The organism is Frigoribacterium sp. Leaf186 (assembly GCF_001423905.1).
Taxonomy (GTDB): domain Bacteria; phylum Actinomycetota; class Actinomycetes; order Actinomycetales; family Microbacteriaceae; genus Frigoribacterium.
Window position 1 is genome coordinate 647,436 of record NZ_LMPQ01000001.1, and the last position, 10,737, is coordinate 658,172.

Annotated in this window: 7 protein-coding genes; 3 read left to right on the forward strand and 4 right to left on the reverse strand. The window is 71.6% G+C overall.

Going from position 1 to position 10,737, the window contains the following annotated elements:
- Positions 1-3 precede the first annotated feature (3 nt).
- Positions 4-837 (reverse strand): ADP/ATP-dependent (S)-NAD(P)H-hydrate dehydratase, encoded by an 834-nt coding sequence (locus ASG05_RS03015; protein WP_056257147.1) that lies wholly within the window; start codon positions 835-837, stop codon positions 4-6.
- Positions 838-935: 98 nt separating this feature from the next.
- Here ASG05_RS03015 and ASG05_RS16985 point away from each other — a divergent pair, with 98 nt between their 5' ends.
- Together ASG05_RS16985 and ASG05_RS03020 are read left to right on the forward strand one after the other, a co-directional pair.
- Positions 936-1,070, forward strand: coding sequence for a hypothetical protein (locus tag ASG05_RS16985; RefSeq protein ID WP_255354535.1), 135 nt, complete (start codon positions 936-938; stop codon positions 1,068-1,070).
- A gap of 7 nt (positions 1,071-1,077) precedes the next feature.
- Positions 1,078-2,211: an NADH:flavin oxidoreductase/NADH oxidase gene (locus ASG05_RS03020; RefSeq protein WP_056257152.1), complete on the forward strand. Its 1,134-nt coding sequence runs from the start codon at positions 1,078-1,080 to the stop codon at positions 2,209-2,211.
- 96 nt (positions 2,212-2,307) lie between these two features.
- On the opposite strand, the gene ASG05_RS03025 is transcribed toward ASG05_RS03020, so the two are convergent.
- The 3 genes from ASG05_RS03025 to ASG05_RS03035 form a co-directional block, all read right to left on the reverse strand.
- On the reverse strand, positions 2,308-3,348 hold the full coding sequence (locus ASG05_RS03025) for a hemolysin family protein (protein WP_056257153.1): 1,041 nt from the start codon (positions 3,346-3,348) through the stop codon (positions 2,308-2,310).
- A complete protein-coding gene (locus ASG05_RS03030; protein WP_082486276.1) occupies positions 3,345-4,787 on the reverse strand; it encodes a hemolysin family protein in 1,443 nt (480 codons plus the stop codon). Before ASG05_RS03030 ends, ASG05_RS03025 begins: the two co-directional genes overlap by 4 nt.
- A 191-nt stretch (positions 4,788-4,978) precedes the next feature.
- Positions 4,979-6,415, reverse strand: a complete 1,437-nt coding sequence (locus ASG05_RS03035) for a GuaB1 family IMP dehydrogenase-related protein (protein ID WP_056257156.1) — start codon at positions 6,413-6,415, stop codon at positions 4,979-4,981.
- A 122-nt stretch (positions 6,416-6,537) separates the two neighbouring features.
- On the opposite strand from ASG05_RS03035, the gene ASG05_RS03040 reads away from it, so the two are divergent.
- Positions 6,538-10,308: a multifunctional oxoglutarate decarboxylase/oxoglutarate dehydrogenase thiamine pyrophosphate-binding subunit/dihydrolipoyllysine-residue succinyltransferase subunit gene (locus ASG05_RS03040; protein WP_082486277.1), complete on the forward strand. Its 3,771-nt coding sequence runs from the start codon at positions 6,538-6,540 to the stop codon at positions 10,306-10,308.
- Positions 10,309-10,737: the final 429 nt, after the last annotated feature.

A 10,737-nucleotide genomic window follows, 5' to 3' on the forward strand; every position in this document is an offset into this window, starting at 1 on the left:
CGGTCAGCTCCGGCGCAGCAACTCGGCGATCGTCGCGGGCAATGCCTCGACGAGGCCGAGCACGGTGAACGGTCCGCCGTCGCCGGCCCGCGACGCCGCGAGGCCGTGGACGACCGCAGCCGTCGCGGCCAGGCGGGCCAGCGCCTCCTCGTCCGCGGCGACCTCGTCGTGGTGGGTGGCGACCAGGGCGCCCAGCACCCCGCCGAGCGCGTCGCCGGCGCCGGCCGTCGCGAGCCACGACGGGGCGCTGGCGGCCACGAGGCGGGTGCCACCGGGCGACGCGACGTGGGTGCGGTGCCCCTTGACGAGCACCGTGCAACCCCACTCCCCCGCGGCGCGCTCGGCGGCGCCGGCCGGGTCGGCCGCGACGTCGTCGACCTCACGCCCCGTGGCCCTCGCCAGCTCGCGGAAGTGCGGCGTCACGACGACGCGCCCCGTCGCCCGTTCGCGCAGCGACAGGGCGCCCGCGTCGAGCACGAGCGGCAACCCCGAGGAGGCGCCGGTCGCGAACCCGTCGCGCGTCTCGTCGTCGAGGTGGTCGGGGTCGACCCCCGAGCCGAGCAGCCACGCCTGCACCCGGCCGGGGCTCGTGACGGCCTCGGGCCGACGGTGCAGCACGAAGTCCGAGGCCCGCGAGGGGCCGAGGTACCGCAGCATGCCGACGCCGGTGTGCAGCGCCGCCTCGACGCCGAGCACCGCGGCACCCGGGTACGCGCTCGAGCCGGTCACGACGCCGAGCACGCCCCGGCTGTACTTGTCGTCGTCGGGGGCCGGGACGGCGATGCCGTCGGCGGCGTCGGACGGGGCCCATTCGGTGAAGCGCGCGTCGGAGGTCACGCCCCGACGGTAGTCGGCCCCGGGTCGGCTGTGCCCGCCGCTACGGTGGACCGACGAGCATCTCCCTCCCCGGCGGCGGAACAACCGCCGCCCGACCGGTGTTCGAGTACGACAGGTCCGACGACGTCGAGGCCGCCCAGGCGCTCGGCATCACCGGGCACCTGTTCACCGGGCCCGAGCCCCTCCGGCGCTTCGTCGGAGGCCTCGCCGCCCTCCCCACCGAAAGGCGATGACCCCCTCGTGACGAACGCACCACAGACGGCGCCCGCCCCCACGTCCCCCGCCGACCCGCCCGTCGGCCTCTTCGACCCGATCACCCTGCGCGGCCAGGGCTTCCGCAACCGGCTCTGGGTCGCACCCATGTGCCAGTACTCGGCCGAGCTCGAGGACGGCGTCCCCACCGACTGGCACCTCGTGCACCTGGGCTCGCTCGCCCGAGGAGGCGCGGGTGCCGTCATCGCCGAGGCCACGTCGGTCACGCCGGAGGGCCGCATCTCGCCGCAAGACCTCGGCCTCTGGAACGACGCGCAGGTCGAGGCGTTCCGCCCGATCACCGCCTTCATCCGCTCGCAGGGCTCGGTGCCCGGCGTGCAGCTGGCCCACGCCGGTCGCAAGGCGTCGACCTTCCGCCCGTGGAGCGAGACCCAGGGCACCGTGCCCGCCGACCAGGGCGGCTGGACCACCGTCGCCCCCTCGGCCGTCGCCTTCGAGGGCTACGACGAGCCGGTGGCCCTGACCACCGAGGCGGTCGGGGGCCTGGTCGAGGCGTTCCGCGTCGCGGCGCGCCGCTCGATCGACGCCGGCTTCGAACTGATCGAGCTGCACGCGGCCCACGGCTACCTGCTGCACCAGTTCCTGTCGCCGCTCAGCAACCGACGCGACGACCAGTACGGCGGATCGCTCGAGAACCGCGCGCGGTTCCTGCTCGAGGTCGTCACGGCCGTCCGGGCCGAGGTCGGCGACGAGTACCCGCTGCTCGTCCGCTTCTCGGCGACCGACTGGGCCGACGGCGGCTGGAACGAGGACGACACCGCCACCGTCGCCGCCTGGGCTCGCGACGCCGGCGCCGACCTGTTCGACATCTCGACCGGCGGCCTCGTCGCCGGCGTGAGCATCCCGGTGGGCCTCGGCTACCAGGTGCGCTTCGCCGAGCACGTCCGCAACCAGGGCCGCGTCGAGACCGGTGCCGTCGGTCTCATCGTCGGAGCCGAACAGGCGAACGAGGTCGTGGCCAGCGGCCGCGCCGACGTCGTCCTCATGGCGCGGGAGTTCCTCCGCGACCCGCACTTCCCGCTGCGCGCCGCGGCCGAGCTCGGGGTCGAGCTCGACTACACGCCGTCGCAGTACCTGCGGGCGCCCTTCCGCGTGCGGTGAGCGGCCGGGAGGCCCACCCCTCCTCGACGACGCGACCCGCGCCTCCTCGCCCTCACAGGTCGGGAGGCGCGGGTCGCGTCGTCCGTGCGGGCTCGCTCAGCGACGCCGGGTCGCGTCCTGCACCTCGCCGATGAGCTCTTCGAGGATGTCCTCGAGGAAGAGCACTCCGCGGGTGGCCCCGGACTCGTCGAACGAACGCGCCACGTGCACGCCGCTGCGACGCATGGTGGCCAGGGCGTCCTCGAGCTCGGTGCCCTGGAAGATCGAGATCAGCTGGCGGATGCGCTTCGGCGGGACGGGGTCGGCGAACTCGTCCTCGTCGAGGTCGATGACGTCCTTCAGGTGCAGGTAGCCCGTGGGGTCGCCGTCGTCGTCGACCAGCACGTACCGCGAGAAGCCGCGCTGGGCGACGGCCCGTTCGACGTCGTGCGGGGTGGCGTCCTCGGGCAGCGTGACCAGTCCTGCCATCGGGACGGCCGTCTGTGCGACGGTCTTCTCGGTGAACTCGAACGCCGCACGCACCGTGCCGGTCGCGTCGGTGAGCATGCCCTCGCGCTGTGACTGCGCCACGATCGTCGCGACCTCGTCGACCGTGTAGGCGCTCGTCGCCTCGTCCTTCGGCTCGACCTTGAAGGCCCGCAGCACGGCGTTGGCCGAGTGGTTCAGGGCCAGCACGACCACGTGCAGCACGCGGGCGATCGCGACGAGCGGCGGTGCCAGCAGCAGGGCCGCGCGGTCGGGCAGCGAGAACGAGATGTTCTTCGGCACCATCTCGCCGAACACGACGTGCAAGAACGACACGAGCACCAGCGTGATGACGAAGCCGACCACGCCGACCAGCTCGGGGCTGAGCCCGGTCCAGCCGAGCGGGCCCTCGAGCAGGTGGTGGATCGACGGCTCGGACACGTTGAGGATCAGCAGCGAACAGATGGTGATGCCGAGCTGGGTCGTCGCGAGCATCATCGTCGCGTGCTCCATGGCCCAGAGCGTGGTCTTCGCCGCGCGGCTGCCGGCCTCGGCCTTCGGTTCGATCTGCGAGCGACGGGCCGAGATGACGGCGAACTCCGCGGCGACGAAGAACGCGTTGCCCGCCAGCAGCACGACCAACCAGACGATGCCCCACCAGTCGCTGCTCATCGGGTCACCTCTTTCGTGCGGACGGCACGCCGGTCGTCCTCGACGCCGGTGCGCGCCCTCTCGGGCAGCACCTTCGGGTCGCGTCGGCCGGACCGGTCGCGCTCGTCGCGACGCCCCGTCGCGGCCGCGGGGGCCTCGGCCACCTCGTCGGGCGTGGGCGTGAAGCGGATGCGGTCGATGCGACGCCCGTCGAGGCGTTCGACGCGGAACCCGCCGTCGTCGGTCTCGACCACGTCGCCGACCTTCGGCAGACGCCCGAGCTCGCTCATCAGCCAACCGCCGACGGTCTCGTAGGGGCCGTCCTCCGGCACCTTGACCGAGGCCCGCTCGAGCAGCTCGTCGGGGCGCAGCAAGCCGGGGAAGGTCAGCCAGTTGCGCGACCGCACGACGTCGACGCGACTGCGGTCGTGCTCGTCGCTGACCTCGCCGACGAGCTCTTCGATCAGGTCTTCGAGGGTGACGACGCCGGCGGTGCCGCCGTACTCGTCGACGACGACGGCCATCTGGTAGCCACGACCCCGGACCTCGCCGAGCAGGTTGTCGAGCGTCATGGTCTCGGGCACGCGGACCGCGTCGGTCAGGAGGGCGGAGACGGGGACGTCGGCCCGCTTCTCGCGCGGCACCGAGACGGCCTGCTTCACGTGGACGAGGCCCACGACGTCGTCGATGCCGTCGTCGGTCACCGGGAACCGCGAGTAACCGGTCCGACGGGCCAGCTCGAGGACGGTCTCGGCCGAGTCGCCGCGCGAGACCGTCGACAGACGGGGCCTCGGCGTCATGACGTCGGACGCCGTGTGGTCGCTGAAGACGAGCGTCCGGGCGAGCAGGGTCGCCGTGTCGCGGTCGAGGCTGCCCTCGGTGGCCGACCGGCGCACGAGCGACGAGAGCTCCTCGGCCGTGCGGGCCCCCGACAACTCTTCTTTCGGCTCGATGCCCATGGCCCGCAGCACCGCGTTGGCGGTGTTGTTGAGCAGGGCGACGGCGGGCTTGAACACCGTCGTGAAAAGCACCTGGAACGGGATGACCAGCTTGGCGGTCTTGAGCGGCAGCGCGAGGGCGAAGTTCTTCGGCACGAGCTCGCCGATGATCATCGACAGCAGGGTGGCGACGACGATCGACACGATCGGCGCGCCGACGGTGACGACGCCCTCGGGCACCCCGACCGCCGTCAGGGGCGGCGAGATGAGCCGCGAGATCGCGGGCTCCATCGTGTAGCCGGTCAGCAGGGTGGTCAGCGTGATGCCGAGTTGGGCGCTCGACAGGTGCGTCGACGTGATGCGAAGCGCGCCGATGGTGGGCGCGAGCCCCTTCTCACCCCGGGTCTGCCGGGCTTCGAGGTCGGACCGGTCGAGGTTGACCAGCGAGAACTCGCTGGCGACGAAGAGCCCGGTGCCGACGGTGAGCAGCAGGCCGAACGCGAGCAGCAGCCATTCGTTCATCGGGTGCCGTCACCTCGTCCGACGGCCGTGGGGCCCGTGGTCAGGAGGCGCGGCGTGCGATGGTGCGAGGGTGCGGTCGTCTGAGACGGAGGGTCATCCATAGACGGGTGATCTTACGGCACGTGCACCGTTCCCGTCGGTCGACTTCGCCCGGCCCGGCGTCGACCGCACGGCGGCGGGCCGGGCAGCCGTCACCAGCTGACCGGCAGCGCCTTGCCCTCTTCGTAGCCCGCCGCCGACTGCACGCCGACCAGGGCCCGCTCGGCGAACTCGGCGACGCTCCTCGCCCCGGCGTAGGTGAACGAGCTGCGGACGCCCGACGTGATCATGTCGAGGAGGTCCTCGACGCCCGGACGCAACGGGTCGAGGTAGATCTTCGACGACGAGATGCCCTCGGCGAAGAGCGTCTTGCGGGCGAGCTCGTAGGGGTCGAGACGCTCGAAGCGACCACGGACGGCCTTGGTCGAGGCCATGCCCCAGCTCTCCTTGTAGAGGCCGCGCTCGTCGCTCGCCAGCTCGCCCGGGGCCTCGATGGTGCCGGCGAACCACGAGCCGATCATGACCGACGAGGCACCGGCCGCGAGCGCCAACGCCACGTCGCGGGGGTAGCGGACGCCACCGTCGGCCCAGACGTGCGCGCCGAGGGCACGGGCCGTGGCGGCCGTCTCGAGCACCGCCGAGAACTGGGGGCGACCCACCGCGGTCATCATGCGCGTGGTGCACATGGCACCGGGCCCCACGCCGACCTTGACGATGGAGGCCCCCGCCGCGACGAGGTGCCGGACGGCCTCCTCGGTCACGACGTTGCCGGCGACGATCGGCAGGCCGAGGTCGAGGCCCGAGACGGTCTGCACGGCCCGGATCATGCCGTCCTGGTCGCCGTGCGCCGTGTCGATCACGAGCACGTCGACGCCCGCCGCGGCCAGGGCCTTCGCCTTGCCGGCCACGTCGCCGTTGATGCCGACGGCCGCCGCGACCCGCAACCGGCCGTCACCGTCGACGGCGGGCCGGTAGATGGTCGACCGCAGGGCGCTCTTGCGGCTGACCGTGCCGACGACCTGGCCGTGGCGCAGCACGGGCGCGAAGTGGATGTCGGCCGCGACCATGCGGTCGAACGCGTCGCGCGGGCTGTCGACGTCGTCGGCGTCGAGCGAGGTCAGGGCACCGTGCAGCAGGTCGCCCAGCACCGCGTCGCGGGGGGCGGTGGCGAGGCGCGAGGTGGCGATGCACCCGAGGTAGGCGCCGCTGCCGTCGTGCAGCACGATGCCGTGGCCCTCGACGGCGGGCACGACCGAGAGCGCCTGCTCGACGGTCTGCCCGGCGTCGAGCGAGTACGGCGTGTCGTAGTCGACGGGTTGGGCCTTCACCCAGCGGATGGCGGCGTCGAGGTCTTGCAGGTGCATGTCCTGCGGCAGCACGCCGAGGCCGCCGCGACGGGCCAGGGTCGCCGCGAGGCGGGGGCCCGTGACCGAGTTCATGTTGGCCGACACGATCGGGATCGTCGCCCCGGTGCCGTCGCCCGGAGCGAGGGACACGTCGAGCCGGCTGGTGATCGAGGACCGGCTCGGGACGAGGAACACGTCGGAGTAGGTCAGATCGTGCGTGGGGGTCGTCTCGTAGAACCGCATGGGTCAACGGTAATCCCTGTGAGTCGTCCCGCCGAGGTCCGACCGTTTGCGCTTAAGCTGGTCGCGGTGGGCGTCGCTGCCCCCGCACTGATCAACAATCAACGGAGAGTGGGCGATCGGCTGTGTCAAGCCACGTGACCGGTACAACTGACGACGGCGCTGCGGCGGAGTTCGGGGCCAACGAATGGCTCGTCGACGAGCTCTACGAGCAGTGGGTCGTCGACAAGAACTCGGTCGACGAGTCGTGGTGGCCGATCCTCGAGGCCTACACGCCGGCCGAGGGTGGGGCCGCACCGACCTCGCCGGCCGCACCCTCCGTCGAGACCGCACCCGCGCCTCCTGCGCCCGCTGCCGCCCCCGCCGCGCCGGCACCGGCCGCCGGTGCCGCGGCGCCGGCCGGCCAGAAGGCGGCCGCCCGCACGACCTCGGTCGAGCCGACGGCCAAGCCCATCCCGGCCCAGGTGCCCGACAAGGCCAAGGCCAAGCCCGCGACGCCCGGCGAGCAGCCCACGCCAGAGGCCGAGGCCGTCGTCGCCCCGCTGCGCGGCATGGCCAAGTCGCTCGCGACGAACATGGACGCCAGCCTGAGCGTGCCCACCGCGACGAGCGTCCGCACGATCCCGGCGAAGCTGATGATCGACAACCGCATCGTCATCAACAACCACCTGAAGCGTGCCCGCGGCGGCAAGGTGTCGTTCACCCACCTCATCGGCTGGGCGCTCGTGCAGGCCCTGAAAGAGTTCCCCAGCCAGAACGTCTTCTACGACGAGGTCGACGGCAAGCCGTCGGTCGTCACCCCCGCGCACGTCAACCTCGGCCTCGCGATCGACATCCCGAAGCCCGACGGCACCCGCGCCCTGCTCGTCCCCGGCATCAAGAAGGCCGAAGAGATGCACTTCGGCGAGTTCCTCACGGCCTACGAGGACATCGTGAAGCGGGCCCGCGACAACAAGCTCGCCGCGGCCGACTTCCAGGGCAACACGATCTCGCTGACCAACCCCGGCGGCATCGGCACCGTGCACAGCGTGCCGCGCCTCATGAAGGGCGCGGGGGCCATCATCGGCGCCGGCGCGCTCGACTACCCGGCGGAGTTCCAGGGCTCGGCGTCGAAGACGCTCGTCGAGCTGGGCATCGGCAAGACGATCACCCTCACCAGCACCTACGACCACCGGGTCATCCAGGGTGCCGGCTCGGGCGAGTTCCTGAAGAAGGTGCACGAGCTGCTGATCGGGCAGCGCGGCTTCTACGAGGACATCTTCGCGGCCCTGCGCATCCCGTACGAGCCGATCCACTGGAACGCCGACATCAACGTCAACCTGGCCGAGCGCGTCAGCAAGACGGCGCGCGTCCAAGAGCTGATCAACAGCTACCGCGTGCGCGGCCACCTCATGGCCGACATCGATCCGCTCGAGTACCGCCAGCGCACGCACCCCGACCTGGCGATCGAGAGCCACGGGCTCACCTTCTGGGACCTCGACCGCGAGTTCGTCACCGGGGGCCTCGGCGGCCGGACGAACGCCTTGCTGCGCGACATCCTCGGCATCCTGCGCGACTCGTACTGCCGCACCATCGGCGTCGAGTACATGCACATCCAGGACCCCGCGCAGCGCACGTGGATACAAGACCACCTCGAGGTGCCGTACACCAAGCCGTCGCACGACGAGCAGATGCGCATCCTCGCGAAGCTCAACGAGGCCGAGGCCTTCGAGACCTTCCTGCAGACCAAGTACGTCGGCCAGAAGCGCTTCAGCCTCGAGGGGGGCGAGTCGACGATCTCGCTGCTCGACACGGTCATGCAGCACGCCGCGCGAGAGGGCCTCGACGAGGTCGCGATCGGCATGGCCCACCGTGGGCGCCTGAACGTGCTGACCAACATCGCCGGCAAGACGTACGGCCAGATCTTCCGCGAGTTCGAGGGCACCCAAGACCCGAAGACCGTGCAGGGCTCGGGCGACGTCAAGTACCACCTCGGCACCGAGGGCGAGTTCACGAGCGCCGTGGGCGAGACGATCCCGGTCTACCTCGCCGCGAACCCGTCGCACCTCGAGGCCGGTGACGGCGTGCTCGAGGGCATCGTGCGCGCCAAGCAAGACCGTGGTGAGGCCGGCGTCTTCGGCACGCTGCCGATCCTGATCCACGGCGACGCGGCCATGGCCGGCCAGGGCGTCGTCGTCGAGACCCTTCAGATGTCGCAGCTGCGCGGCTACCGCGTCGGCGGCACGATCCACATCGTCATCAACAACCAGGTGGGCTTCACGACGCCGCCGTCCGAGTCGCGCACCTCGGTCTACTCGACCGACGTGGCGAAGACGATCCAGGCGCCGATCTTCCACGTGAACGGCGACGACCCCGAGGCCGTGGCCCGCGTGGCCGAGCTCGCCTTCGCCTACCGTCAGCAGTTCAAGCGCGACATCGTCATCGACCTCGTCTGCTACCGCCGTCGCGGTCACAACGAGGGCGACGACCCGTCGATGACCCAGCCGCTGATGTACAACCTCATCGAGCAGAAGCGCTCGGTGCGCACCCTCTACACCGAGGCGCTCGTCGGTCGCGGCGACATCACGCAAGACGAGTACGACGGAGCCCACCGAGACTTCCAGGAGCGACTCGAGCGCGCCTTCGCCGAGACGCACGCGGCCCAGACCGGGTCGATCCCCGTCGTCACGAGCGACGACGGCGACGTCGCCGACCTCGAGCGACCCGTCGCCCAACAGGACGACGCCCGGGGCGAGCCCGAGAGCACGGCCGTCTCGACCGAGCTGGTGCACGACATCGGTGACGCGCACGACAACCCGCCGGCGGGGTTCTCGGTGCACCCGAAGCTGCAGCAGCTGCTCAAGAAGCGCGTCGACATGAGCCGCAACGGCGGCATCGACTGGGCCTTCGCCGAGCTGCTCGCCTTCGGCTCGCTGCTCACCGAGGGCACGCCCGTGCGGCTCGCCGGGCAAGACAGCCGTCGCGGCACCTTCGTGCAGCGGCACTCGGTGCTGCACGACCGCGAGAACGGCCAGGAGTGGCTGCCGTTGCAGAACATCGCCGACAACCAGGCGAAGCTCTGGATCTACGACTCGCTGCTCAGCGAGTACGCCGCCATGGCGTTCGAGTACGGCTACTCGGTCGAGCGGGCCGACGCACTCGTGCTGTGGGAGGCCCAGTTCGGCGACTTCAGCAACGGTGCCCAGACGGTCATCGACGAGTTCATCTCGTCGGCCGAGCAGAAGTGGGGCCAGCGGTCGAGCGTCGTGCTGCTGTTGCCGCACGGCTACGAGGGGCAGGGCCCCGACCACTCGTCGGCCCGCATGGAACGCTTCCTGCAGCTCTGCGCCGAAGACAACATGACGATCGCCCGACCGTCGACGCCGGCGTCGTACTTCCACCTGCTGCGTCGCCAGGCCTACGCCCGCCCGCGTCGTCCGCTCGTCGTCTTCACCCCGAAGGCCATGCTGCGCCTGCGGGGGGCGACCAGCGGGGTCGACGCGTTCACGTCGGGTCGCTTCGAGCCCGTGCTCGACTGCACCCGCGTCACCGAACCCGAGTCGACGAAGCGCGTCGTGCTGCACAGCGGCAAGATCCACTACGACCTGGCCACCGAGCTCGACAAGCGGGGCGTGCAGAACGACGTCGCCCTGGTCCGCCTCGAGCAGCTCTACCCGTTGCCGCTCGAGCGCATCAGGCAGGTGCTCGACCGCTACCCGTCGGCCGAGTTGGTCTGGGCACAAGAAGAGCCCGAGAACCAGGGCGCCTGGCCGTTCGTCGTGCTCGAGCTGCAGAAGCACCTCGACCGTCAGATCCGCGTCGCGTCGCGTCCCGCGTCGGCCTCGCCGGCCGCCGGGTCGAACAAGGCCAGCGCCCTGCAGCAGACGGCCCTGATCGCCGAGGCGCTCGACCTCTAGACGCTCGCCTCCGCCCACGACCGTGGCCGCGCCTCCTGCAGGAGGCGCGGCCACGGTCGTCTCCCCCGCCGCGCGCCCCTGCGCCCCGCGCCGCCGCCCGCGCGCCCCTGCCCGTGCGCCCGCCCGAGCCCACCCGGGCCCGACTCGGGGGTCGGCAATTCAGGAGTTCTGCGACCTCGCGGGCACCTCTGTGCTGCGAGGGCGGCGAACTCCTGAGTTGCCGACGTCTGCCGACGTGTCCCGGGCACCCACACTGCCCGGGCCCGCCCTCACGCCGGGCCCGACCCCAGGCGGCAATTCAGGGCTTCTGCCGCGTCTCGGGCGTTTGCACGGCGCGAGCGCGCCGATCTCCTGAATTGCCGACCTCGACCCCACGCGCTGGCTGGCACGGTCACTCCCCCCGGGGGTCGTCTTTCCCCCCGAGCCCGC

Excerpts from the sequence above, each read along its gene's own strand:
- ASG05_RS03025 (WP_056257153.1), bottom strand. The coding sequence starts at position 3,348 with ATGAGCAGCGACTGGTGGGGCATCGTCTGGTTGGTCGTGCTGCTGGCG.
- ASG05_RS03030 (WP_082486276.1), bottom strand. The coding sequence starts at position 4,787 with ATGAACGAATGGCTGCTGCTCGCGTTCGGCCTGCTGCTCACCGTCGGC.
- ASG05_RS03035 (WP_056257156.1), bottom strand. The coding sequence starts at position 6,415 with ATGCGGTTCTACGAGACGACCCCCACGCACGATCTGACCTACTCCGAC.